At 72.4% G+C, this 25,461-nt stretch carries 19 protein-coding genes; 8 read left to right on the top strand and 11 right to left on the bottom strand.

All coding sequences use genetic code 11. From position 1 onward, the window contains the following. Positions 1-11 precede the first annotated feature (11 nt). Positions 12-398 (bottom strand): phage holin family protein, encoded by a 387-nt coding sequence (locus ACLQ2V_RS07130; RefSeq protein ID WP_425717550.1) that lies wholly within the window; start codon positions 396-398, stop codon positions 12-14. 96 nt (positions 399-494) lie between these two features. Then, positions 495-2,417, bottom strand: a complete 1,923-nt coding sequence (gene eccE / locus ACLQ2V_RS07125; protein WP_425717754.1) for a type VII secretion protein EccE — start codon at positions 2,415-2,417, stop codon at positions 495-497. 352 nt (positions 2,418-2,769) lie between these two features. On the opposite strand from eccE, the gene ACLQ2V_RS07120 reads away from it, so the two are divergent. Then, a complete protein-coding gene (locus ACLQ2V_RS07120; protein WP_425717753.1) occupies positions 2,770-3,087 on the top strand; it encodes a WXG100 family type VII secretion target in 318 nt (105 codons plus the stop codon). A 25-nt stretch (positions 3,088-3,112) separates the two neighbouring features. Further along, positions 3,113-3,406 carry a WXG100 family type VII secretion target gene (locus ACLQ2V_RS07115; protein WP_425717549.1) on the top strand — a complete coding sequence of 98 codons (294 nt, stop codon included), beginning with the start codon at positions 3,113-3,115 and terminating at the stop codon, positions 3,404-3,406. Between the two features lie 176 nt (positions 3,407-3,582). Here the strand turns inward: ACLQ2V_RS07115 and mycP are convergent, their stop codons facing one another. Next, positions 3,583-4,806, bottom strand: coding sequence for a type VII secretion-associated serine protease mycosin (mycP, locus tag ACLQ2V_RS07110; RefSeq protein ID WP_425717548.1), 1,224 nt, complete (start codon positions 4,804-4,806; stop codon positions 3,583-3,585). A 152-nt stretch (positions 4,807-4,958) separates the two neighbouring features. Here mycP and ACLQ2V_RS07105 point away from each other — a divergent pair, with 152 nt between their 5' ends. Both ACLQ2V_RS07105 and ACLQ2V_RS07100 read left to right on the top strand, forming a co-directional pair. After that, entirely contained in the window at positions 4,959-8,102 is a 3,144-nt protein-coding gene (locus ACLQ2V_RS07105; RefSeq protein WP_425717547.1) for an SseB family protein, read from the top strand. Next, complete coding sequence (locus tag ACLQ2V_RS07100) at positions 8,099-8,464, top strand: hypothetical protein (RefSeq protein ID WP_425717752.1); 366 nt, start codon at positions 8,099-8,101, stop codon at positions 8,462-8,464. Before ACLQ2V_RS07105 ends, ACLQ2V_RS07100 begins: the two co-directional genes overlap by 4 nt. 67 nt (positions 8,465-8,531) lie before the next feature. Here ACLQ2V_RS07100 and ACLQ2V_RS07095 read toward each other — a convergent pair whose 3' ends face one another. The 5 genes from ACLQ2V_RS07095 to acs all read right to left on the bottom strand — a co-directional run bounded on the left by ACLQ2V_RS07095 (position 8,532) and on the right by acs (position 20,025). Next, positions 8,532-9,464 carry an alpha/beta fold hydrolase gene (locus tag ACLQ2V_RS07095; RefSeq protein WP_425717546.1) on the bottom strand — a complete coding sequence of 311 codons (933 nt, stop codon included), beginning with the start codon at positions 9,462-9,464 and terminating at the stop codon, positions 8,532-8,534. 257 nt (positions 9,465-9,721) lie between these two features. Next, positions 9,722-12,136, bottom strand: coding sequence for an immune inhibitor A domain-containing protein (locus tag ACLQ2V_RS07090; RefSeq protein ID WP_425717751.1), 2,415 nt, complete (start codon positions 12,134-12,136; stop codon positions 9,722-9,724). Positions 12,137-12,380: 244 nt separating this feature from the next. Further along, entirely contained in the window at positions 12,381-14,699 is a 2,319-nt protein-coding gene (locus tag ACLQ2V_RS07085; RefSeq protein ID WP_425717545.1) for an immune inhibitor A domain-containing protein, read from the bottom strand. 289 nt (positions 14,700-14,988) lie between these two features. Next, positions 14,989-17,826, bottom strand: coding sequence for an immune inhibitor A domain-containing protein (locus ACLQ2V_RS07080; protein WP_425717544.1), 2,838 nt, complete (start codon positions 17,824-17,826; stop codon positions 14,989-14,991). Between the two features lie 234 nt (positions 17,827-18,060). Then, a complete protein-coding gene (gene acs, locus ACLQ2V_RS07075; protein WP_425717543.1) occupies positions 18,061-20,025 on the bottom strand; it encodes an acetate--CoA ligase in 1,965 nt (654 codons plus the stop codon). A 204-nt stretch (positions 20,026-20,229) separates the two neighbouring features. Here acs and ACLQ2V_RS07070 point away from each other — a divergent pair, with 204 nt between their 5' ends. Next, positions 20,230-20,976, top strand: a complete 747-nt coding sequence (locus tag ACLQ2V_RS07070) for an oxidoreductase (RefSeq protein WP_425717542.1) — start codon at positions 20,230-20,232, stop codon at positions 20,974-20,976. A 56-nt stretch (positions 20,977-21,032) separates the two neighbouring features. Here the strand turns inward: ACLQ2V_RS07070 and ACLQ2V_RS07065 are convergent, their stop codons facing one another. Together ACLQ2V_RS07065 and ACLQ2V_RS07060 are read right to left on the bottom strand one after the other, a co-directional pair. Continuing rightward, positions 21,033-21,836 carry an HAD family hydrolase gene (locus ACLQ2V_RS07065; protein ID WP_425717541.1) on the bottom strand — a complete coding sequence of 268 codons (804 nt, stop codon included), beginning with the start codon at positions 21,834-21,836 and terminating at the stop codon, positions 21,033-21,035. 351 nt (positions 21,837-22,187) lie between these two features. Next, positions 22,188-23,174 (bottom strand): nucleoside hydrolase, encoded by a 987-nt coding sequence (locus tag ACLQ2V_RS07060; RefSeq protein ID WP_425717540.1) that lies wholly within the window; start codon positions 23,172-23,174, stop codon positions 22,188-22,190. A gap of 157 nt (positions 23,175-23,331) precedes the next feature. On the opposite strand from ACLQ2V_RS07060, the gene ACLQ2V_RS07055 reads away from it, so the two are divergent. Beyond that, positions 23,332-23,649: a pyrophosphatase gene (locus tag ACLQ2V_RS07055; protein ID WP_425717539.1), complete on the top strand. Its 318-nt coding sequence runs from the start codon at positions 23,332-23,334 to the stop codon at positions 23,647-23,649. Positions 23,650-23,693: 44 nt separating this feature from the next. Here ACLQ2V_RS07055 and ACLQ2V_RS07050 read toward each other — a convergent pair whose 3' ends face one another. After that, positions 23,694-24,188, bottom strand: coding sequence for a flavin reductase family protein (locus tag ACLQ2V_RS07050; protein WP_425717538.1), 495 nt, complete (start codon positions 24,186-24,188; stop codon positions 23,694-23,696). Between the two features lie 753 nt (positions 24,189-24,941). Here ACLQ2V_RS07050 and ACLQ2V_RS07045 point away from each other — a divergent pair. Then, a complete protein-coding gene (locus ACLQ2V_RS07045) occupies positions 24,942-25,106 on the top strand; it encodes a hypothetical protein (protein WP_425717537.1) in 165 nt (54 codons plus the stop codon). Further along, positions 25,106-25,366, top strand: coding sequence for a hypothetical protein (locus ACLQ2V_RS07040; protein ID WP_425717750.1), 261 nt, complete (start codon positions 25,106-25,108; stop codon positions 25,364-25,366). Before ACLQ2V_RS07045 ends, ACLQ2V_RS07040 begins: the two co-directional genes overlap by 1 nt. Positions 25,367-25,461: the final 95 nt, after the last annotated feature.

Genomic DNA, 25,461 nt, shown 5'->3' with positions numbered 1-25,461 from the left:
GCTAGTCCCGGCTATTCGCGGTCGAGCAGGAGACCCAGCAGCCAGGTGACGACCCCGACGAGGAGCGCGCCGAGCACCGCGGCCGGCCAGAAACCGTCCACGTGGAACGGCAGCCCGGCCTCGCCGGCGATCCAGCTCGTCAGCAGGAAGAGCAGGCCGTTGACCACCAGCGCGATCAGGCCCAGGGTCAGCAGGTAGAAGCCGCAGCCGACGGTCTTGACGATCGGCTGGAGCACGGCGTTGACGACGCCGAAGATGACCGCGACGAGGAGCAGCGTGCCGACCGCCTCGGTGGCCGAGGCGGTGTCGAGCGTGATGCCCGGGATCAGCAGGGTGGCCAGCCAGAAGGCCACCGCCGTGCTGCCCAGCCTGATCAGCAGACCTGTGAGGAACTCCATGGCCACGCATGGTGTCACGACCCCGCCAGGGACGGAACCCGCCGCAGCCCGGCCACCGGCGCGGGTCACCGCAGCGTCGCGCCGGGCCGGGTCGCCTCAGCGTCGCGCCGGGCGGCCGATGAGCTGCGCCTCGATCGGGGTCGGCGAGAGCAGCGCCCAGCGCAGCGCCCGCCGGTTCACCACCGCCACCATGTCCTCGCGGATCCGGGTCAGCCACTGCGCCGAGCCGCCCAGGCCGAGCGCCGCCCCGGCCAGCGTGGCCTCGGCGGGACTCAGCGGTTGCAGCACGGCCAGGTCGGCCCGGCCCAGCGAGTCGACGTCGGCGGGGGTCAGCTCGTCCCGGAGCACCAGCGTGGACTGCCAGGACGGTGCCGGCCCGGCGGCCGCCGGTGCCGGCCCGCCGTCCACCACCAGCAGCAGCGGCCGCAGGACGGAGGCGGCCACCCCGGCCACGGGTCGGCCGGGGGGCAGCACCGGAATCGGACCGCCGGGCGCACCGACGCCCCGCACGAACGGCTCCCACGCGCGCGGCCGGGTCGTCTGCACGACCACCCGGGCACCCGACGCCATCGCCCGCAGGGCCAGCAGCTGCGCGGCGCGCACCCCTCCGACCAGCATCAACCGGGTGCCCTCGGCGCGGAACAGGCGGATGGTCACCGCCCCGCCGCGCCGGTTGGCACCCACCATCAGCCCCGCCCCACCGATCGACAGCTCCAGGTCGGTCAGGGCCGCGGCGTCGAGCGTCGGGCCCGGCACCGCCGACGCCAGCGGCAACGTCCCGGCCAGCGCCGGTAGCTGCTGGCCGTCGAGCCGCTCCACGGCACCGCCGGCGGTCTCCACCAGCCGGCGTAGGGCCTGCGCCGCCAGCGACAACTCGGCGGGCGTCCAGGCGCTCACCCGTACGGTCAGCTCCGCCGGCACGTCCACGTCGTCGGCCCCCATGCGTGGCCCGACGCAGAGCGCGACCGTGGTCGCCGCCGCCGGCAGGACGAGCAGCCGGGGCACCAGCCGGCGTGCGCCATCGGCGCGCGGCTCCGGGGCACGGCGCAGCCGGAACGCGGTGTGCAGCACCGGCCCGGTGCGCACCGCCGACCAGGACTCCAGCACCGGGTCACCCTGGTCGTGGTGGGCGAGGTCGGCGAGGACGCGCAGGGTGGCCCGCACGCCGAGCGGGCGCGCGGTCACCGGCCCGAGCCGGCGGACCAGCCGCCGGAGCACCCCGGAGAGGGCGACCCGCAGCTCCTCGTCGGTCCAGCCGGCCATCCGCAGCGCCCGGACCGCCAGCAACGCCCGGCCGTGGGCGGCCAGCCGCCCGTCGGTCAGCTGCCGGTACGACGTCGCCACCGTGCTGCCCTCGGCGGCGGCGGCCGGGGCGGGGGAGCAGGTGAACAGGAGCTGGAGCCGCAGTGGGGGCAGCTCCGGTGCGGCCGGCGGCAGCAGCGTCGACAGCGCGGGAAGGGCCCGCGCGCCGTCGCCGAGCAGGTCGGCCGGGTCACCGAGCTCCAGCACCGCAGTCAGGCCGGCGGCGTCGTCGACCAGCGCCGCCGGGCCGCCGGCCAGCTCCGCAGCCTGCACCGTCGCGTCGGGGACGAGTCGGGTCAGCAGCGCGCCCGGCCCGGCGGCGGGCCGGGCCCGCCGCCGGTAGAGGTAGTCGACGGCGACGCCGAACCAGGCGAAGAACCAGCGCCCCCGGAATCGCAGCCACCCGCCCGCCAGCAGCAGCGCGGCCACCAGCACGGCGGCCCCGGTCGGCACCGCCCCCCGGCCGGCCGCAGCGGCCAGCGCCGCCACCGCCAGCTGGGTGGCGACCACCTGACCGGCGCGCACCCGGGCCGGCCGGCGCACGGCGGCGGGGATCCACTGCGGTGGCAGCGGCTGCCGGTGGGCGTCGACGGGCTCGCGGCCGGTCGCCAGGTCGACGGGCTCTCGGCCGGCGGCTCCCGGGTGGACGGGCGCTCGGCGTGCGGGTTCTCGGTCGGCGGGCTCTAGCCGGGCGGGCTCGCGGCCGGCGGGCTCCAGGCCGGCGGGCTCGCGGCCGGCGGGTGACGGGGCCCGCCGCCGCTGCGGGACGGTGGTCGTCCTGGCTGTCACCGTGCCTCCTCCGCGCTCCCCCGGTGCCGCAGCCGGCCGCCGCGTCGGCGCGGTGGGTGCCGCAGGGTCATCGTATGACTCCGTCCCGACACGGCGGGACCGTGGTTGTCCACAGGAGAGCGGGGCGGGGTAGCAGAAGGCGCACCGGGCCGCTACCGTCGGCGACGAGTCTGCCGACTCCGCCCACTGGCGGTGCCGCCGGTGCGGTGGGGAGGCGGCGCGTCCGCAGCGGGCGCGTCCGACGGCCAGCCACGATCGAGGAGACGAGGTGACGTCCGGGGTGTCCCAGACCCAGGCAGAAGCCGCGGTGATGCAGCAGACCGCAGCGAAGTTCGAGCAGGCGGATCAGTCCCTGCAGGCCATGTTGACCGGCCTGTTGGCCGAGCTGGAGGTGTTGCAGCAGGCCTGGCGTGGCGCCGGTGGGCGCTCCTTCGAGCAGGTCAAGCAGCAGTGGTCGCAGGACCAGAAGGCGCTGCAACGGGCGCTGCGGGAGACGGCCGCCGCCATCCGCACCGCCGGCCAGCAGTACGACGTCGCCGACAACGAGGCCGCCGGCCGGGTCGCCGGCACCAACCGCGGCATCCAGTTGCCGCTGTGACACCTCCCGGAAAGGGGACAATCCGATGGACCACGGTGTGCTGGTCGTCAACTTCGCCGCGCTGCAACAGGCCGGCGCGGACATCCAGCGGGCGTTGAACACTCTGGACAACCAACTCGGGCAGCTCGAGCGCGACGCCGCGCCGCTGGTGGCGACCTGGAACGGCGAGGCCCGGCAGGCGTACGAGCAGCGCCAGCTCCGGTGGCGGTCCGCCTCGCAGGACCTCCAGGCGATGCTGCGCGACATCAAGCTCGCCGTCGACGACTCCGCGTCCGACTACCTGGACACGGAGAAGCGGAACGTCAACCTGTTCCACTGAGCCACCGCCGGTGGCGTCCGGGCGCAGGTTCGGACGCCACCGCCGCCGGGTGGGGCGTGTGCCCACCCCGCGTCCCGCGTCCCGCCGTTCGAGCCGCGCCCTGCGTTCCGTCCGAGCCGCGCCCCGGGTCGCGTTCGGGCCGGTGCCGGGCCACGTCCGCCTCGGGCGCCGGGCGATCAGGCTGCCGGCCGCCAGCGTCGGCGGGCGGCTCGGGGCAGCACCACGGCCAGCAGCACCACGGCCGCCACGGCGGACGTGGCGAGGGCGGCCACGACCAGCGCCCGGTCCCGGGCGGCCGCGCGCCGGGCCTGCCGGTCGCGTAGGGCCGGATCGTTGCGCTCCACGGCAAGCGCCTCGACGCGCCCCTCCCGCCGGTCCCGTCCCGCGCCGGTCTCCGTGACGGCCCGGTACGGGTTGAGCACCCCGGCGCCGGTGCCGTCGCCCGGCGCGGGATCGGCCGTGGCGACGATCCGCCGCGCCACCTGGGCGGCGGTCAGTTCCGGCCGGTGCTGACGGACGAGCGCCGCCGTGGCCGCCACGAACGGGGCGGCGTAGCTGGTGCCCTCCGCCGCGCGATGGCCCTGCCCGGGAGCGGCGGTCAGCACCTCGCCGCCGGGGGCGACCAGGTCGACGTACGGGCCGGTCTGCGAAAAATCGGCGCGGCGGCCGTCGGGTCCGATCGCGCCCACGCCGAGCACCCCGTCGTACGCGGCCGGGTACGGGCGGGGGTCCCCGGCGTCGTGCAGGTTGCCGGCGGCGGCCACCACGACCACGTCCCGGGCCGCCGCGTAGCGGACCGCCGCCCGGACGGCCGGGTTGTCGGCGTACAGCACGACGGAGAGGTTGAGCACATCCGCCTCGTGGTCGACCGCCCAGCGGATCGCCCGGGCGAACTGCGCCGCGCCGACCGTGCGCCCCGACTCGCGGCCCTCGACCACCTGCTGCTCGCTGACCCGCACGGGCAGGATCCGCGCGTCGGGCGCGAGCCCGCGGAACGCGACGTCGGGGCGGGGCTCACCGACGATGACGCTCGCCACGCCGGTGCCGTGCCCGGCGCAGTCCCGGCCGCCGTCGCCCCCCGGGTCGAGGAAGTCCGCCCCGTCGAGGACCCGCCCGGCGAGCTGCGGGTGTCGCCGGTCCACGCCCGAGTCGATCACCGCGACGGTGATCCCGGCACCCGTGGCCAGAGCGGTGAGCCGCTCGGGGGCGTACCGTCGCTGGGGCCAGGGGGTGGCCGCGACGGGCCGGACGGGAGCGAGCGGGACGGCGCAGCGGGGTGCCGCGCCGGTCGGGGCCAACGCGCCCATCGCGGCGTTGGCCTGCGCCGGGACGGCGGGCAGGGCGGTCAACAGGGCCACCGTCAGGGCGGCGAGCGCCGGGCGTGGGGTGGGCCGGGGCATCGATCGCCTCCGTATCGTGTCGGCTGCGGAACAGGATGTTAGTCCCAGCGGGGTCGCCCGGCGGGGCGTCGTTGGCCAGCCATTGTGATCTTGTTACCACCTTGTAGGTTGTAGGCGATGCCTATGGCCTGTTCGCGGGAGGAGAGGTGGCCGTGACCGACTGGGAGCCGGCTACCGAGGCCGAAGCGGCGATGCGCGACGCGCTTCGCGCCCAGGACCAGGAGCTCTACTTCCGCGTCCTGGCCCGCACCGACCTGCTGCTGCCCGTCTCGACGGAGGCGCTCGCCGGGCAGGCCCCGCTGGGCTGGGGGACCTGGACCACCGGCGGCCGCACGCACGTGCTCGCGTTCACCTCGCCCGCCGCGCTGCAGGCATGCCTGGGCGGCAATCCGGCGGCCAGCCGGCGCAGCGCCTACGCCGAACTCGCCGCCGACTGGCCCAACCACGAGTGGTGGTTGGCGGTCAACCCCGGCCTGCCCATCGAGGGATATCTTCCCGCCTGGTTCGTCTCGCAGCTCTCCCGGGGCGACGTGCGGCTGCCCGGCCGGACCATGGGGGCCAGGGCCCGCCTGGAGCGCGCGGAGAACGCCGCCAGGACCCGCGCCACGGCGGTGGTCCCCGGTCGGGAGACGCCGCCACCGCCGTCCCCGGTGCCCGCCCCGCCGACCGTCGGAGCGCCCCCCGGCCGCCCCGCGACCGGGCCCTTGCCCGCCGCGCCGCCGCCGGCCCCCCGGGCACCGGCGTACCGGCCGCCCGCCGACGTGGGCGGTCCCGTGACCGCCCCGCCGTACGGGAGCGTCGACGGTCGATCCGTTTCCGCCGCGCCTCGCACGGGCGAGCAGGTCGACGGCGGGACCGGGCCGGGCGCCCCGCCCGTGGTGGAGGGCTCGGCGTGGTTGAACGTGCCCCGGCGGCGGGTGCCCGAGTCGACGCCGACCGGCGCGGCGACGGACGGCAACGTCCGGGCCGGCGAACGTCCCGCCCCGCCCGCCCAGCCCGCCGGCCTTGCCCAGCCGGGCCAGCCCGCCGCGCCGGCTCAGCCGGCTCACCCCGCCGCGCCCGCCCAGCCCGCCTCCTTCTTCGAGCCGGCGTCCGGCCGGAACCGGGCCGCCCGGCCGCTGGGCGATCCCCGTCGTCCCGTCGAACGGGCCGCTCCGCCGTCCCGGTTCGCCGGGGGCGGTCAGCCCTTTCCCCGGCGGCGCCCGGCCTCGGACCCGCCGCCGGAGCAGTCCCCCCACGCCGCGCGCCCCGCCACCCCCGCAGAACCGCCCGCCGCGTTCCCGCCGCCGGCCGCCGCCGCGTTTGCGCCGCCCGCGTCGGCGGCTGAGCCGATACGACCCGACGTTGTGGGCGCCGACGAGGCCACCCGCGCATTCCAGCCCGGTGGCAGCGGCGCCGACGAGGCCACCCGCGCGTTTCGGCTGGGTGGGGTCGTTCCCGAGGAGGCGACTCAGGCCCTGCGTACCGGTGCGCTCGGTGACGGCCTCCGGGCGTTCCGCGCCGAATCGGCCGCTCGACCGGCGCGCGACGATGCCGCCGCCCCAGAGGCGGCCACCCAGCCGCTGCGTCCCGGTGCGGGCGGGCCGCCGGAGCCGCACCGCCCGCCGGCCGAGGACGAGGCCACCCGGGCGTTCCGTCCCGTCGCCGCGCCCGACGAGCCCACCCACCACTTCGGCGTGAACGCGGCCGGCGCGGCGGCCGAGGCGACCCGTCCCCTCGGCCGGGCCGGCGGTACGACCCGGCCCTCCGGGTTCGGGGGTGCCGGCACGGGTGACGAGCCTCCGCGCCGCCCGGGAGCCGGGGCCGCTCAGGCGTTCCCGCGTCCCCGCCCCGGTGGCATCGGTGAGGAAGGCAAGCGTCCCCGGCCGGAGCGGCCCGTCGCCACGCCGATCGAGGAGGTGACGGAGACGCCAACCGTGACCGAGTCGATCTCCGGATCGTCCTCGTCCCGCCGCTCCTTCTCGCCCATCGTCATCGAGGGAACGATCATCGAGTCGCGGGACCTGCCCGCGACCGCCCCGGCGTCGCCCATCGGCACCCCGGACGCCGCCGCAGCATCCACCACCGGCGGCGGCACGGCCCAGACCTCGTTCTTCACGCCGTCCGCGCGGGCCGAGCCGGTTGCGCCCGAGCCGCCGACGGAGTCCCTGTTCGGGCCGGCCGAGCCGCTGCCGGCGGACTCGTCGGCGCTGGACTCGTGGGCGGCGGAGCCCGCGCCGGTCGACTCGTCGCCGACGGAGCCGCTGTCGACCGGGTCGCTGTCGACCGGGCCTGCGGCGGGCGGGGCGGCGGACCGGGAGCCGGAGCCGACGACGCCCGCCCCCGAGTTCCAGCCGGCCAACGCGGTGGAGGAGGACCTGCTGGCCGCCGCGGGCACCGGCAGCACCGACACCTTTCTGTCCACCCTGCTGCTGGCCCGGGTGCTGCTGCCGACCGCGCCCGACTCCGCTGCCGACAGTCGGCCGGGGGAACCGGGCTTCGTCTGGCGGACCGAGCGGCTGGACGGCGAGCGGTACGTGGTGGTCTACACGTCCCCGGAGCGGCTGGCCGATCACGTCGACGAGCCGCTGGAGACCGTGCGGGTCAAGTTCGTCCAGCTCATCCGCCGCTGGCCCGACGACGCCTGGTCGTTCGCGGTGAACCCGAACACGCCGGTGGGGGCGAAGCTGCCCGGCGAGCAGATTGTGGCGTTGGCCAGTTGGGCCGCCGAGATGGGGCTCGGCGACGACGCGGGAAACGAACCGGAGCCGCCGCCGGCCGCCGAGGCGTCCCCGGGCACCGTCCGGCACGTCCCGCCACCGGTCGACCCGACCCGGCCGGTGGTGATGCAGAAGGCGATCGCGCCGAGCCAGCTCTCCTACTACCTCGATCGCGGCTACGACCGGGTCTCCGGCTTCGTGCATCGGGCCAACGAGTTGGCCCATCTGAACACCCCGGCCCAGCTCCACGACGCGCTGGGGCTCGGCTACCCGGACTCGCCCTTCTCCCGCGACGCCGAGCAGATCTACGTGCTGCGCTGGCCGGCGCACCGGCCGAACCTCTACCGGATCCCGTACGGGGGACAGAACGAGGGTGCCATGCGGGCCATGGAGGGCTGGGTCATCGAACGCCCACCGTTCCGGGGCAACGGCTTCGCCCCGGGGGAGAGCAGCGACGTGGTGGCGGAGTTCAAGGTGGACAGCGCCCGGCTGCCGCACGGGGCGCAGCTGTGGCGCATCGGAGCGGAGGGCACCGAGCGGGTGGTGGCGATCCTGGACACCGACGCGCTGCTCTGGCGACGGGTCGGTGAGCCCTGATGCGCGACGGCTACGTGGCCCGCTGGCACGGCCGGGAGTACCAGGCCAGCCCGGACGGCGACGACGTCCGGCTGTACCAGCCGGAGCCCGAGGAGGGGTTCGAGGAGATCCGCCCCGGTCGGTACGTGCGGGTGCTCCCGGCGACCGAGGTCGACGAGTTGAGCTACGTGCGGACCACCTGCACCTGGCAGGGGCAGCCGTTCATCGTCCTGGCCGAGCACGACGGCTGGCTGCGGGTGGAGTACACCGGCGGGCGGTGGCCGGTCGCCCGGGCGATGGGGCTGGAGGTCTTCGACTTCGGCGTCTACCAGGGCTGGGCCCCGTCCAGCGAGGTCGCCGACCTGCGCGAGAAGCGCCTCTGACGGATCGGCGCGGGAACCGCCGGCGACCGGGCCTATGCGGGAGGCGCCGCCGCCCGGCCCGCTCCGGTCAGGACTTCGCCCAGCGCAGGATCTCGCCGAGCACCAGGTCGGGGGCCTCGACGTGCGGGAAGTGCCCCACGTCCTCCAGCAGCCGCCACTCGTACGGGGCCACCACGTACCGGCCGGAGCCCAGGGCGGTGCGCGGCAGGGAGGCGACGTCGAGCGCGCCGTGCAGTTGCAGCGTCGGGGTGACCAGGGGCTTCTGCATCAGCCGGACGAAGCGGTAGCCGTGCAGCCGCAGCGCCGACCGGAACGCCCACCGGTAGCCCTCCAGCGCGCAGAACATCGCCTGCGGAATGCGCATCGCCTCCCGGCAGCGCTCGGCGTACGCGGGGAAGTCGGGCCCGTTCACCCAGCGCGGGCCACCCCACTGGCGCAGCATCTCCTCGACGGCCGCCGCGTCGTCGCGGGCGAGCACGTGCTCGTAGCGGGGTAGCTGGAACTTCAGGGCCGGCGTCGAGGCGGTGAACTGCCCGCGCGGGTCGGCGAAGATCGCCGCCCGCAGCCGCAGCGGGTGCGGGGCGCCGAGCACCACGAGCCGGCGGACCAGCGACGGATGGAACGACGCGACGGTCCAGGCGATCATGCCGCCGGCCCCGGTGCCGACCACGGTGGCGGAGCGCTCGCCGAGGCCCCGGATCAGGCCGGCCACGTCGGCGGCGAGGGTGTAACCGTCGTACCCGCGTGGGGGTTTGTCGCTGGCCCCGTAGCCGCGCAGGTCGACCGCGACCGCCCGGAAGCCGGCGTCGGCGACCGCCGGCAGGATCTCGTGCCACGCCCACCAGTGCTCGGGGAAGCCGTGCAGGAAGAGCACCATCGGGCCGGTGCCGGCCTCGACCACGTGGAAGCGGCTGCCGTTCGCGCCGACGAAGCGGTGCGCCCACGGCCCCTCGGTGAGGACGCAGGACTCGTCGACGGCCCCGCCGCGCTGCTCGGTCATGCCGACAGCCTAGGGCCCCGATGCGCGCAGCCCGTCGGGCGAGGGCGCTCGGAGCGGGATTCCGGGGCGGAAGCGGGACTTCGGGGTGGAACAGGGCGATGCCCGGGCGGGTGGCCCGCCCGGGCATCACGGTGCTGCGGTCGATCGGTGCTGCGGTCGACCGGTGGCTCAGCCGACCGGTAGGTCAGCCGACCGGTAGGTCAGCCGACCGGTAGGTCAGCCGACCGGTAGGTCAGTCGATCGACGGACTTCGTCGATCAGGAGAAGCGGACCTTCATCGAGGTCCCGTTCCGCTCCTGAACCTTGATCTTGGTGCCGGTGGCCGGGAGCTTGACGCCGTGGTTCGGCAGCTCCGGGTACCAGTACTGCTTGGTGTCGTCGAAGAGCGGCTGCGCGGCCTGGCCCCGGATGTACTGCGGCCGGCCGTTGATGTGCAGGGTGAACGAGTCGGCCTTGGTCAGGCTGAACGGCGCGTCGTAGACCTGGACGCGGGCCCGCCACGGGGCGCCGGTCAGGTTGTAGAGCGGCTTCGGGCGCGAGTCGATGATCATGTTGCGACCCTCACCCGGGTGCTCGAACGTGTCGTTGTCCGTGAACCGCAGGTTCCAGTACGAGATCAGCAGACCCTCCTGGTACGCGTAGTGGTCCACGTAGTCCGGGCGGGTGGTGCCGTAGCCGAAGTAGTACGGGCCGGTCTTGAGGTACTTGTCGTACGAGACGTACGAGCGGTGGCCGGCGATGTAGTAGTTGTCGAAGAGCCGGGTGTAGGTCTCCCCGACGACGCTCCAGCCCTGGGCCACCCAGGCGCCGGTGCCGGTCTCGGCCCCGTCGGTGGAGATCGGCTGGCCGTCGGCGGTGACGGTGATGTCGTCGCCGAAGAAGCCACCCGAGGACACGCCGCCGTCGGTGACGTAGTGGAAGCGGAACTGCGCCACCTTGCCCGCCAGCGAGTTCAGCGGGATGTTGATGTCGGTCCAGCGGCCTTCGCTGCTGCCGCTGAGCCCCGGCGTCGGGTCGGTGGCCGACACCGGCGGGATGGGCTGGCCGTCCACGGTGCCCGGCAGCGCGTCCCAGGTGGCCCCACCGTCGGTCGAGGCCTCGAAGAAGAGGTAGTCGTAGCCGGTCTCGATGTCGAACCGGCCCTTGAGCGACACCGCCGCCGAGGTCTTGCCGGTGAGGTCGATCGCCCTGGTCAGGCTGTTGTCCAGGTCGTCGTCGTTGCCGGAGAAGAACTGCTTGGTGCCGGCGAACGGCGGGCCGTAGTCGTAGGTGTAGCTGCGCGGCGGCAGCACCACCACGGCGGCCTGCGGCTTGGCGGAGTTGTATTCCTCCGGGCCGAGCTCCAGGGTCTTCTTCTGGCCGGCCTTGACCACCTCGTAGTCGAGCCAGCCGAGCTGGAGCTTGTTCCAGGCGCCGAGGTCGGCACCGCGGTCGCCGATGCCCTGCTCGTTCTTGGCGCTGACCCGGCTCTGGGCCATCAGGGTCCAGTGCTCGTTGTTGTTGTCGCCGCCGTTGATGTTGTTGTAGTCGTCCGGCAGGCCGAGGTCGTGCGCGTACTCGTGGTAGAAGACGCTGCGGCCGCCGTTCTCCGGCTGGATCGTGTAGTCGCGGATCCAGATGCCGGTGTTGCCGATCTGGGTGCCGCCGCTGCGGTTGTAGACCGGCCCGACGGGCGCGTTGCCGGCCACCGACCAGCGGTGGCTCCAGATGGCGTCCTCACCCAGGATCGGGTCGCCGTCGGCCTGGTCGCCGCCGGAGTGGACGATCTGGAAGTGGTCGATGTAGCCGTCCGACTCGTTGAAGTTGCCGTCGCCGTCGTAGTCGAACCGGTCCCACTGGTCGAACGCCCGCATGTCGGCCTTGATCTGGGCGTCGGTGCGGCCCTTGGCCAACTGGTCGGCGACCCACTGGTTGGCGGCGTCGCTGACCAGGTTCCAGGTGTTCGAGCAGACGTTGTCGGCGCAGACGGCCGGGTCGTTGGCCGGGTTCTCGTCCTCGTCCGCGATCGGGTCGTCGGAGCGACCGTAACGGGCGGCGTTGTACTTCACCTTGACCCAGTCGGTGACCGTGCCGTTGACCGTGTACCGCCCCGAGGACTGGGACTCGTAGTACTGCTTGACCGACTCGTTGCCCTTGCCGGTGCCGAAGTAGAGCTTGCGGAAGTAGTCGGCGCTGTAGTCGGCCTGCCACACGGTCGAGTTGTCCACCGCCCGGTCGGGCTCGGGGATCTCGTTGTGCTGCGGCCCGTCGAACGTGGCCGGCCCCTGGATGTCGGGGTTGATGTCCTTGTCCGGGTAGTCGGGGTGCCGCTGGTCGCCGTACTCGGCGAGGATCACGAAGATCTTGTCGGTGCGCTCCCGGGCCAGCTCGACGTACTGGTCGGTCGGGCCGCTGTTGGCGCTGCGGGCGGCCGGGCCGCCGGCGGTCTCGCCGACCTTGACGACCGTGCTGCCGTTGATCTTCTGCGGCTTGACCCGACCGGAGAGGACGTTGCTGATCCCCTCCTGGCGCAGCGCGCGGCGCTTCTCCTCCAGCTTGTCCGGCAGATCGTGATCCACTCGGGGTTCGGCGGCCGACTGGGCGGCCGCCGGGCGCTTCGGCGTCGGCGCGGCGCTGGCGGACGTGCCGACCACCAGCCCCGTCGCGGTCAGCGAGAGCCCGAGCAGACCCACTGCGACTTTCCGCACGTGGTACCTCCGGTGTCAGGGAACCGGCCCAATGAAGGACGGGCCGGTGGGGAGGCCCCATTGGTGGGACCAATGGTGAACATAGAACTTCCTGGGACCGGTGGGAAGACACGTGCGTCGATTCGGGCCAACTTTCAATTTCCGTGACAGTTTTCGATTAGCGGGTATCGGGGCGAACGGAAGGGGCCGATGGCGTCGCCGCCACCGGCCCCTTCGGTCGATCAACGGGTCAGTTCTTGACCGCGACGATCATGTTGCTGTTGGGCTGCGTGCCCTGCGTCACGATCGTGATCGTGGTGCCGGAGCCCTGCACCTTCACCGAGTTCTGCGGGTTCTCGGCCGACCAGTAACGGTCGACGTTGCTGTCGCTGAACTGCGGGTTCGGCTTCAGCGCCGGCACGGTGCCCGCCACGCTGTTGACGTGGAAGGTCTGCGCCGGCTTCGGGTACCAGCTGAACGTGGCGTCGTAGCCGTTGCGCCGGTTGGTGATCGTGCCGGCGCCGACCTTGATCGGCCCCGGGCGGACGTCGACCGGCAGGTTGAAGCCGTAGCCCGGGTGCTGCGAGGTGTTGTTGTCGCCGTAGGCGTAGTTCACGTACCAGACCAGCAGACCGGGCCGGTTCGAGAAACGCTCCACCCAGTTCGGGCGGGTGTTGGCGAAACCGTAGTTGTACCCACCGGTGCGCAGAGTGTCGTCGTACCCGAAGTACGTCCGGTTCTCCGCGATGTAGAAGCGGGGGTACGTGTCGGTGACCGAGCCACCCATCCGGGTGAAGCCCTTGGCGGTCCACGCCGGGTCCAGCGACTCCGCGCCGTCGGTCCAGACCGTGGCGCCGCCCTTGACCAGCGTGATGTTGTCCAGGAACGCGCCGGCCAGGTGCACGCCGCCGTCGGTCTGGTAGCGGTACCGGAACTGCACGGTCTGCCCGGCGTACGCCGACAGGTCGTAGTTCAGGTCCACCCACGCACCGCTGGTGGAGCCATCGACCCCGGTCTCACCCGGGTCGACGAGCGAGTTGGTCAGCGACTGCCAGGTGGTGCCACCGTTGGTGGAGACCTCCGCGTAGAGGTAGTCGTAGTCCTCTTCGATGTCGTACCAGGCCTTGGCGTTGATCGACGCGGACGTCGCACCGGTCAGGTCGAGCTCACGGGTGAGCTTGTTGTCCAGGTCGTCGGCGCTGCCGCCCCACCACTCGTTGGCACCCGCGAACGGGGTGTTGTACGGGGTGGTCTGGGTCTTCGGCGGCAGGTTCACCACGACCGCCTGGGCCTTCGGCCCGTCGCTGTCACCGGCCGGGCCGAGCGGCAGGATGGTGGTGCCCTTGCCGTACTCGACAGTGGAGTGGTTCAGCCAGCCGAGGTAGAGCTTCGACCACGGGTCCATGTAACCCGGGGTCGAACCGATGTCGTCGGTGCCGCGGCTCAGCCACGAACCCGAGGCCATCAGGCTCCAGAAGCCCACCCCGTTGTCGCCACCGTTGGTGTCGTAGAGGTCCGGCAGGCCGAGGTCGTGGCCGTACTCGTGGGCGAAGACCCCGAGACCGCCGTTCTCCGGCTCCGTGGTGTAGTCACGGATCCACATGCCGGTGTCGCCGATCTGCACGCCACCGGAGAGGTTGCCGGCCGGGCCGGCGCTGCCGGCCAGGTTCGGGAACGCGGACCAGCGGTGCGACCAGATGGCGTCCTCGCCCTCGGCGCCGCCGCCGGCCTCCTCGCCCTCACCGGCGTGGACGGCCTGGAAGTGGTCGACGTAGCCGTCGGGCTCGTTGAAGTTGCCGTCGCCGTCGAAGTCGTACCGGTCCCAGATGTCGAACTGCTTGAGGTAGTCCTTGATCTGCTGCGGCGTCTTGCCCGCGGCGATCTGGGAGTCGTACCAGGACGTGGAGCTGTCCTTGATGAAGTTCCAGTAGCCGTCGGCCTCGGAGATGGCGTTGCTGCCGTACCGGGCCTCGTTGAAGGGCACGGTGACCCAGTCGCTGACGTCACCGCTGACCGTGTAACGGCCGCCGGACTGCTTGAGGTAGAAGTCCTTGAACGACTCGCCCTCGCCGTAGAACATGTCCATGTAGTGGGCCCGGTTGAAGTCGGACCGCCACAGGGTGCTGTTGTCGTCGGTGGCGCCGCCGTCCCAGTTGCGGTCCGGCGCGGGGATCTGGTTGACCTTCGGGCCGGCGGTGCCGCCGGTGCGGGGGTCGGTCTGGTCGCCGAACTGCACCAGCATCGTGAAGATCGGGTCGGTCTTCGGGGCCTGCTGGTACTCGACGAACTTGTCGTTCTTGATCTGGATGACCTTGGACCCGTTGCGCGTCAGAAGCTTGGCCTTGCCCGCCAGCAGATCGGCGACCGCCTGCTTACGCAGCTCCTGGTGCTGGTCGGCCTTGGGGTCGGCGAGGTTGTCGCTGCGGTGCTTGGTCTTGTCGGCGCTCGGGGCCGGGTTCGCCGCCGGGGCAGCAGCCGGGGCGGCGGACGCCGGGGCCGTCGTGACGACACCGGCCGCCAGCAGCGCGGCCGCGGCCGAGGCCAGACCGGCTGTGACTCGTCTCCTCAAAGGTCTCTCCTCCTTTGTGGAACTGTTACATGACAAGTCCGGCCGGAGCCGAGGCTGTCATGAGATTCGCCTGTCACCCTCGCAGAGGAAGCGGCCGTTGTCACTGGCCGATCGGCGGTGACTATCGGTCCGGTGGCCCGGTAAAGGGCATCAAATCGGGGCCAACCGGGGGGTGCGCGGGCCGACTTGCCGCATTACTTTTCGGCCACGATCAACGACGAGGGGCGGGGCCCGCGCGGAGCGTTCTGCTCCGCGCGGACCCCGCCCGGTGTTCCGACCTACCCGTGGATCAGGGGCGGGCCGAGGTCACCCGAATCCTGGCGCTCTCGTTGCCCGCCGCGGCCTCCTTGACCGTCAGCGTGACGCCGTAGCTCACGCCGGCGTCGCCGGGGTTGCCGGTGCCCAGCACGATCCCGGTGCCCAGCACCACGCCGTAGAACGACGTCGCCGGCGTGCCGTCCGGGTTGACCACCCGGGTGGTGTACGGCGCGTTGCCCTTCGACGGCACCACGACGGAGGCGTCGTTGTCCCGCGCGTACGCCGAGCCGTCGCGGATCTCGACGCCCGGGTACCAGCCCTTGGCGTCGGTGAAGCCCCGCACCGGCTTCTGCGACGCCAACCACGTGCAGTACTGGCTGTACGGCTCGTCCGGCGCCTCGAAGCACTCGCGGAACCCGGGGGTCTTGTTCAGGCCGAACGCCGCGTTCGCCGACTGCGGCCGGCTCGGCAGGTTGTCCAGCACCGACGGGTCCTTCTCCGCCGCCGCGCCCCGACGCCGGTACGGGTCGAAGTGCGAGTCGACGATCAGCAGACCGCCCTTCGCCCCGTAGCTCGGCAGCGCGGCCATCTGCCCGGTGACGTGGTTGACGTCGCCCAGCGCGCTGTCGCGGTACCAGACCACCATGCCCGGAGCGTTGTAGGGGATCTTGTCGACCCGCCACGCCTCGTGGGAGTACACGGTGTCGTAGGTGTACTTCAGGCCCTTGTCGAAGCCGTCGTAGTTGCGCCACTCGGCCAGGTAGTAGTGCGCCCGCCGCTCGGTGCCACTGTTGATGTTGAAGCCCGCGCCGGTGGTGTCGGTGAAGGTGCCACCGGTCGCGGTCCAGCCGTTCGTCCCGCCCTCGACGTCGTCGGTGAAGGTGGTGGCGCCGCCGCCGGTGACCGAGAAGTCGTCGATGAACCAGTTGCGCTCGTTGAACGCCTCGTCGGTCGCCTGCCGCAGCCGGAGCTGCACCGTCTGCCCCGCGTACGCCGACAGGTCGACGTAGTCGTGCCGCCAGCCGCCGGTGGAGCCGGTCAGGCCGTACTTCTTGCCGCCGAAGTCGGCCATCCGGCCGTTCGGGTCGGGGTAGTTGTCATTGGTGCTGACCAGGGCGCCGGTGGCGTCGTAGACCTTCTGCTCCGACCAGGTCGTGCCGCCGTCGGTCGAGACCTCGACGAAGCCGTAGTCCCAGTCCGCCTCGATGACGTAGTTGTTCCACATCCAGAACTTCGCGTCGGCCGCCTGCGGCACGCTCACCTGGCGGCTCAGCTTGACGTCCGCCCAGACCTGGTCGGCGCCGCTGTGCCACATCTTCGTGCCGCTGTGCGGCGTGGCCAGGGTGAGGACCTTGTCCGGCAGGTCGACCTTGATGCCCTCCGCCGTGCCGGCCGGGGTGCGCGAGGTCTGGCCCAACTGGATGTCGCGCCGCTTGCTGCCGGGGGCGATGGTCTCCAGCTCGGCCCAGCCCAGCACCCACTTGTCCCAGATGCCCATGTGGGTGGGGAGCGCCTGGAAGATCTCGCCGCTGTGCGAGCCCGACGCCATCAGGTCCCAGAAGTCCACGTCCGAGTCGGCGTTGCCGGAGGTGTCGTAGAGGTCCGGCAGACCCAGGTCGTGCCCGAACTCGTGGGCGAAGACGCCGACCCCGGCGTCCTCCGGCTGCACGATGTAGTTCGACACCTTCAGGGCGGTGCCCGGGATGGTGTAACCACCCGGCACGGTCGAGGAGTGCGCCCAGACGGCGTACACGCCCTCGGCGCCGCCGCCGCGCGACTTGCCCTGGCCGGCGTGCACCAGCACCAGGTGGTCGATCACGCCGTCGGGCTCGAGGAGGTTGCCGTCGCCGTCGCGGTCGGCCTGGTCCTCGGTGTCGTAGTCGGCCCACGGGAAGTTCGGGTCCGCCGCGGCGAGCGCGTCGATGGCGTCCGTGGCGAGCCGGCCCGCCCCCGCCGGGTTGGCCGGGTGGCCGTTCATCGCCTGCTCACGGCCGGCGACCCAGTTGCCGTCCTCGTCCTGGAAGCAGCGCGACGCGGCGTACCAGCCCTCGGAGTGCGGCACGGTGATCCACGGGCTGGCCTGCCCGTCGACCCCGTACGCGCCCTTGGACATCTCCAGGTACATGTTGTTCATGGTCCGGCCGGCCAGGCTGACGCCCTTCTTGCCGTCCGGCCCGACCAGGTCCTTGCGGACCCGCTCGGTGATGCCCGTGGTGGTGTAGAGCATCTTGTTGTAGTGCGCCGGGGAGAAGTCCGGCACCCACATGGAGTTGTTGTCCTTGTGCGGCAGGCTCGCCGGGTTGGCGATCTGGTTGTGCGTCGGCCCGTTCTGCACCGTGCCGGGGACGCAGCTGCGGTCCTCGAAGACCGTCTTCGGGACCATCACGCCGGTGAAGTCGTCGTTGGCCTGGGTGTTGAACTCGACCAGCAGGGTGAGCAGCTTGGCCTTCTGCGGGCCGGCGGCCTGCCTGCTGGCCTTCGCGCTGGCGGCCTGCTTGAGCTGGCGCGGGCTCTGGCCCGTCTTGATCGACTTGGCCTCCAGCTTCGCCAGCTGCCGGGCGGCCACCGGGTTGCCGGTGGCGAACTTGCGGTCGTACGCGCGAGCCTCGTCGACGGCCGGGGCGTAGACGCCGTTGGCGCCCTTGACCTCCTTGCCGGTGGTGTCGGGCTGCACCTCGGGCTCGGCGTAGTTGATGTAGTGCTCGCTCGCCCCGATGGCGGCCGGGGCCGGGGCCGACGTGCCGGCCGACGCGGGCCCGATCACCGTCAGTGACGAGGCCGCGAGGGCGATGGCGGGCAGCGCGACGAGTATCCGTCGGCGCGACCCGGACTGCGGAAGGATGTGCATGCCGCTCCGTTTCTCGGACATGGAGAGGAACCCACCGGACGGGCGACAGAGATGACCGTCGAACCGGCCGATGAGCCTGAACCTAAAGGAGAACGGGCTGTTACGACAGTGGGGAGGGTCCCCTGTGTCCGTTCATACCGGTCGCCCTCACCCGACCGACCGAGAGCGACCGGTCACGCGCCGTGGCCGTACCCACGAAGAAACGGTGGGTGGCGGCCCGCGCGGACCGCCACCCACCGAGGGGTACGCCTGTCGTCAGTCCTCGTCGGACTTGCCGCCGCCCATCCCCGAGGAGATCAGCTCCATCACCGAGGAGTCCTGGAGCGTGGTGACGTCGCCCAGCGAGCGGTTCTCCGCCACGTCGCGCAGCAGCCGGCGCATGATCTTGCCGGAGCGGGTCTTCGGCAGCTCCGGCACCAGCATGATCTGCCGGGGCTTCGCGATCGGGCCGAGGGTCTTCGCCACGTGGTTGCGCAGCTCGACGATGAGCTTCTCGCCCGCCTCGCCCGAGATGTCGGTGGTGCCGCGCGGGATGGCGAACGCCACGATCGCCTGCCCGGTCGTCGGGTCGGTCGCGCCGACCACCGCCGCCTCCGCCACCGACGGGTGCGACACCAGCGCCGACTCGACCTCGGTGGTGGAGATGTTGTGCCCCGACACCAGCATCACGTCGTCGACCCGGCCGAGCAGCCAGATGTGCCCGTCGTCGTCCTTCTTCGCCCCGTCCCCGGCGAAGTACATGCCCTGGAAGCGCGACCAGTACGTCTCGACGAACCGGTCGTCGTCGCCCCAGATGGTGCGCAGCATCGACGGCCACGGCTCCCGCAGCACCAGGTAGCCGCCCCCGCCGTTGGGCACCGACTGGCCCTGGTCGTCGACCACGTCGGCGACGATCCCGGGCAGCGGGGTCATCGCCGAGCCCGGCTTGGCCTCGGTGACACCGGGCAGCGGCGAGATCATGATCGCGCCGGTCTCCGTCTGCCACCAGGTGTCCACGATGGGCAGCTCGCCCCGGCCGACGTGCTCGCGGTACCACATCCACGCCTCGGGGTTGATCGGCTCGCCGACGCTGCCCAGCAGCCGCAGCGACGACAGGTCGTGCCCGGCGGGGATCTGCTCGCCCCACTTCATCATCGTCCGGATCAGCGTCGGCGCGGTGTAGAGGATGCTCACCCGGTACTTGTCGACGATGTCCCAGAACCGGCCCTTGTGCGGGGTGTCCGGGGTGCCCTCGTACATGACCTGGGTGACGCCGTTGGCCAGCGGGCCGTACACGATGTAGGAGTGCCCGGTCACCCAGCCGATGTCGGCGGTGCACCAGTAGACGTCGGTCTCCGGCTTGAGGTCGAAGACCGCGTGCGCCGTGTACGCCGCCTGGGTCAGGTAGCCGCCCGTGGTGTGCAGGATGCCCTTCGGCCGGGCCGTGGTGCCGGAGGTGTAGAGGATGAACAGGGGGTGCTCGGCGTCGAACGGCTCGGCGGTGTGCTCGGCCGACGCCCGCTCCACCGTCTCGTGCCACCAGTGGTCCTTGTCGGTCCAGGCCACGTCCTCGCCGGTGCGGCGGACCACCAGCACGTGCTCCACCGACGGGCACTTCGCCACGGCCTCGTCCACCGTCGGCTTCAGCGCCGACGGCTTGCCCCGGCGGTACCCGCCGTCGGCGGTGATGACCACCTTGGCGCTGGCGTCGGAGATCCGGTTGCTCAGCGAGTCGGCGGAGAAGCCGCCGAAGACCACGCTGTGGGTCGCGCCGATCCGGGCGCAGGCCAGCATCGCCACCGCCGCCTCGGGCACCATCGGCAGGTAGATCGCCACCCGGTCGCCCGCGCGCACCCCGAGCTCGGTCAGCGCGTTCGCCGCCCGGCAGGTCAGCGCGTGCAGGTCGGCGTAGGTCAGGGTGCGGGTGTCGCCCGGCTCGCCCTCCCAGTGGATCGCCACCCGGTCGCCCAGGCCCGCCTCCACGTGCCGGTCCAGGCAGTTGTACGCCACGTTGAGCTCGCCGCCGACGAACCACTTCGCGAACGGCGGGTTCGACCAGTCGAGCGTCTGGTCCCACTGCTTCGCCCAGGTCAGCCGCCCGGCCTGCCGCTCCCAGAAGGCCAGCCGGTCGGCGTCGGCCTCGGCGTACGCGGCGGCGGTGACGTTGGCGTTCGCGGCAAGCTCGGCAGGGGGCGGGAACTGCCGCGTCTCGTTCAGCAAGTTGGCCAGTGCCTCGCTCATCCGGTGACTCCCTCGTCGCGTCCGTGACCTGCGTCCCCTGTCCCCGCAGAGGTTAGCCGGGGCGGCCGGGGCCCGCGACAGCTCCCGGAGCCCGCACGCGCCGAGCGGCCCCCGGCACGCGCCGAGCTGTCGGCGAGGGCCGTCACCGCCCGTGGTGGGTGGTTGGGCGCGGGATGCGCCGCCGGGGTCGCTAGCGTTGGCGGGGTGACCACCGACCCGCTCGCCCCGCTGCTCGCGCTCGCCGACATCGCCCCCGCCGTCGAGCGGGCCCGCGACCGCGTCGACCAGGCGATGCGGCACCGCGCGCTGCGCCGGCACGGCGGCCAGGTCGCGGCCGAGGTCAGCCTCCGCTGCGCCGTGGCCAGCGCCGCCCTGGAGGGGTACGCCCACGACCGCGAGGCGGTCCGCGCCGGGACGGTCACCGACCCGGTGATCCAGGGCGCGCTGCGGGTCGCCGGGGCGCTGCCCGGGCTGAGCGAGCGCTGGTCGACCGCGCCCCGACAGGTCCTCGCCCGGCTGCACGTGCTCGCCGCCCGGGACGCCGTACCCGCCGACGAGCTGGGGCGGCCGGTGGCCGACCCGGTGGTCGGTGCCCGGCTGGACGCCCTGGCCGCGCTGGTCGCCGGCGGCACGACGGCCCCCCCGCTGGTGCTCGCCGCCGTCGTGCACGGCGAGCTGCTCAACCTGCGCCCCTTCGCCGGCCCGTCCGGGCTGGTCGCCCGGGGCGCGGCCCGGCTGGTGCTGATGTCCACCGGCTTCGACCCGCGCGGCCTGGTCGGCGTCGACGTGGGCCACCGCGACCGCGAGCCCGAGTACGTCGGCGCGGCCGGCGCCTTCGCCACCGGCACCCCGGACGGCCTGCGCTCCTGGCTGCGGCACTACCTGGCGGCCGTCGAGCTGGGCGCCGACGAGCTCACCGCCGTGGGCGACGAGGTCCTCGCCGCCGCCTGAGCGCCGCCGGCCGCCGTGGTGGCCCCGGCGAGGTTGTGGCGCCGGTGGGGCGCGGGTCAGGCGATCGAGGCGGTGCGGGTGCGGCGGTGGCGGCCGTACCAGGCGATGCCGATGGCCACCCCGACGCCGACGCCGAGAGCCGCCGCGGCGACCGGGACGGCGGGGCGCTCCCGCAGCCGGCGGCCCAGCGGGATCGGGTGCCGGAACGCCAGCACCGGCCAGGCGTTCTCGGCCGCCAGCCGGCGCAGCGCCCGATCCGGGTTGATCACCGTCGGATGGCCCACGCACTCCAGCAGCGGCCGGTCACTCATCGAGTCCGAGTACGCGTAGGAGTCGGCGAGGTCGTAGCCGCGGCGCTCGGCCAGCTCGCTGACCGCCTGAACCTTGCTCGGGCCGGCCGCGTAGAACTCGACCTCGCCGCTGTAGCGGCCCTCGCGCACCGACATCCGGGTGGCGATCACGTCGGTCACCCCGAGCAGCTCGCCGATCGGCCGGACCATCTCCTCACCCGAGGCGGAGACCAGCACGACGTCCCGGCCGGCCGCCTGATGCTCCTCGATGAGGGCGGCGGCCTCCGCGTACACGTAGGGGTTGATCAGCTCGTGCAGGGTCTCCGCGACGATCTGGCGGACCTGCTCCACCTGCCAGCCCTTGCAGAGCGCGGCGAGGTAGTCCCGGGTCCGGGCCATGGTCTGCTCGTCGGTGCCACCCAGCCGGAACATGAGCTGCGCGTACGCCGACTTCACCACGTCCCGCCGGGTGATCAGCCCATCCCGGTAGAACGGCCGACCGAACGCCAAGGCGCTCGACTTGGCGATGACGGTCTTGTCCAGATCGAAAAAAGCGGCACTTCGGCCCACGGCGCGAAAGTCTAGCGGGATGGACTATCGTCGGCGGGTGCCTGGGGTGAGGACTCTGGTCGAACCCCTGGATCAACCTCGGCGACCCCTGCGGTCAGTGACGGCGGTCACACCCTCCGAACATATTTCGCGGTGTGTGGAGGCGGCAGTACTCGACGTATACGGGTCTGCTCAGGCATGCTTGTCGTACGACGAGGTTTCACGTGTCGTACGACAGCAGGCCCTCGGCGGTTGCACCCCCCGTGACCGCTGAGTCGGTTCGGCTCAATCCCCCCGGAGCCGAACCGCCCGACGACCCCCGTCATCCCCCGACGGGGGTCGTCCCTTTGCGTAGGTGACTCGGCGGTCAGGTCAACGGCGGTTGAGCAGGGTGTCGATCTGGCTGCTCAGTCTCGCTGGATCCGTGAGGACCAGATAGCGCTGGCGGTGACCGCCGGGCTGCCAGCGGTTGAGGCCGTCGGCGGTAACGGTGTTGCGGCCGCCCGCGCCGGCATGCCGCAGGGCGCCGGCGGTGCCGTGGATGGCGTAGTGGATGGCGGTGGGGTCCCAGGTGCCGTCCCGCTGGGTTGTGCCGCAGCCGTACAGCAGGTCGAAGACGGCACGGACCGGGCTGCTCGGCGGATGGGCGGCGCAGACGCCGTTGCCGACGAAGATCCGCGCGCCGATCTCGTAGCCGTCGTAGACCACGGGGCTCGGCCAGCCACGGACGACCCGCCGGGTCGCGTCGAGGTCGAGGCCGAAGTTCCACTCCGGCGTGGTGGCCTGCGGGTACTCGCCGCCCATGATGACCGTCCGGGCGATTTTGCGCCTGACCAGATCCCGATCGGTGCGCATGAGCTGGGAGAGATTGGTGAGAGCGCCGATGGCGACGATGGTGACGCTGTGGTCGGGCTGGGCGGCGAGCAACCGCCGGTACAGGGTGAGGGCGTCGACGCCCCGGCCGGTGTGCGGCCACTGCTCGGCCAGCAACCGGCTGTACGCCTCGGGCACCCGGGGTGCCCCGGTGGCGACGCCGATGGGCAGGTCGGGCCGGCCATACCAGGTGTTGAGCGCGTCGATCGCGGGGGCGTTCCAACGGTTGTCGACGTCGGTCATTACGCCGAGCAGCCGCACCTGTCCGGCGTCGGCGGCGGCATGGGCGGTGGCGAGGGCGGCCACGTCATCCCACCACTGCCCGAAATCGGTGTCGATGATGATGCTCGGGGTGGAAGGTTCGGCTCTGGCCGGCGTGGGCGCGGCGACGAGACCTGCGGCGAGCGTGACGAAAACGGAGACGACAGCGAGGGGCCGGAATCGGGGCCGCCGGCTAGCGCGGGACACGTCGAAAGCCTTGGCCATGCCGCTGACGCTAACCTCTCCGAAATGACATCGCCAGACCTGATATCCGGGGCCTGGCCGGGCGGCGAGGCCCGCGCATTCGCTCACCGACACATGACCTCAGGACGTGCTTCCCGGCGTGTGGGTACCGGTCGAGCGACTGCCCTACGCTGCCGTGGTGGACCTGACGCAACTTACCGATGAGGTTGAAGCGGTTTCGAGTCACTACGCCAAAAAGCACGGGATCGAGCGCGATACGACCTGGTTCCTGCTCAAGCTCCAAGAAGAGGTAGGGGAGCTAACTCAGGTTTTCCTCATGCGTGCCGGCCAGGCCAGGGACAAGGGGCATTCCAAGCAACAGCTCGATGAAAGCTTCCGGTCAGAGTTCGCCGACGTGCTGGCGCAGGTGTTGCTGATGGCTCGACACCACGGAGTCGACTTGCAGGCCGAGGTCGAACGCAAGTGGCTGGTGTGGAAGCCCGATCCGGGGCAGTGAGCGGCCACGTGCGTAGCGGCGACGACGACGCCGGCGGCGTCCGGCTAGGCCCCGTGGCCGGCGCGCAGGTGCTTGACGGTGGAGAACATCAGCGGCGGTCGCTCGGGCCCGCCCGCCGCCGACACCGGTTCGAGCAGGAACCCGGTGTGGTTGCCCCACGCCGTCCGGTCGAGGATCCGGCCGACGAAGCGGCGCGGGCAGCTGTCGAGGACCGGCACCCCCGCCTCGCCCGGCTGCCATCCGCACCGGTCGAACTTGTCGACCTCGTCGCCGGTCTCGGTGCCGAAGAGCTCGGCCAGATCTCGCTGGTCGGCACCCAGGCTGTGGACGGCCAGGAAGTCGGCGTGCATGGCGACCCGGTACGTGTGGTTGTTCTGCGACAGCCAGACCACGAACCGGTCCGGCTCGATGCTGCACTGCGAGGCAAAGCCCACCAGGCAGCCCGAACGCTCGCCCGAGTCCCGGTGCACGGTGGTGACGACGAACATGGGGTTGTCCAGCCCGTCCAGGAACGGATCGAGGCCGACCTGCTCTGCCATTGGTGCCTCCTCAACGCGTGCGGCCATCATAGGTACGACCTCGCGGTAGCGCCCGGAAGGGGCCCTGAGCAGGGCGTCTGCGGCCACGCGACCGGTCCGGGTCAGATGGCCGAGCCCTCACTGCCGGTGCGGCTGCCGAAGAGGCGTCGAGCCTGACCAGCCGCTGCCCGTCGCCCCCGGCGGATCGACTCTGCCGGGGGTTGCCCTTAGCCCTGCTCGTCGTCGTTCGCTGGCGGCCGGGGACGGCGGTACTCGGCGATCCACGCTTCGACGTCGGCAGCTAACCACACCTTGGTGGCCCGCAGTTCCTGATACGGCTTCGGAAACGAGGGCCGCAGCGAGAGTTGCTGGAATCGCGACCGGGAGACACCAAGTCGCTGGCAGATCTCCCAGGGGCCCATCAGTCGGCCTGGCCCTGCACCCATGGTGTGAAGGTAGGTCTGCCTGGGCCTCCCCAGGCGGGGATACCCGCCTGGGGATACACGTGCGGGGGTCCCCAGATTGATAGGGGGGCAATCCGGGATGTGCAATCAGTGGCGCGGTGCCCCCGCCCTGGTGGAGCTGTGCTCGGCGGGGCGGGGTGCCGCAGCAACCGGACCCCCTGGGAGGCACCGATGGCGCTGCGCGACGCTCGACACCTGATCCTCGTAAAGCCGCGTCAGGACTTCGGTGGGATTCCTGCGTGTGGTGGCTGTGGCGGGGTCGGGACCGGCTGGACCTCACCCGGACTGCGGGGTCGTCCAGGAGGGCGACGTGACCACGCGGCGGCTGTCCTGGCTGATCCTGGATGCCGTGCGCGCCCTCGACTGGCACAAGCACCGGCAGTGCGCCGCCTGCCACCCGAGCGGCTGGTGTCCCCTAGTGGAGTTGGCCCGGGCCCGGATCAGGGCCTGGCGACGGTACGGCCCGCGCCGATGATCGCGCTGAAGGCCGGCGACGTCCTGCACATCACCGCCGCGTGCAGCGTGCAGTTCATCAAGCCGATCATGTTCCGCCTGATCAAGGTCCGGCACGACCTGATCACCTACCAGCGTTGGATCTGGCTCGACGGGTACGAGTTGGACGCCACGGGCGACGCGGTGGCTAGACGGGAGATCTTCGTGCAGCCGGCGGGGCTGCGGAGACTGGCAGAAGCTCCGCAACCTCGCCGAGCGCCGAGGGTGGTTACCCGCGCTTGATCACCGACGCCACCACCGGAACAGGTCAGACGTCGCCTTGATGATCGCTGCCTGCCGCGATGGCCCAAGACCCGGCTGCCACGATCGGCTCGATG

This window comes from Micromonospora sp. DT233 (genome assembly GCF_049841815.1).
In the GTDB taxonomy this organism is placed as follows: Bacteria; Actinomycetota; Actinomycetes; order Mycobacteriales; family Micromonosporaceae; genus Micromonospora.
Note: the sequence above shows the minus strand (reverse complement) of the source record. Positions and strands in the feature narration are given on the sequence as shown.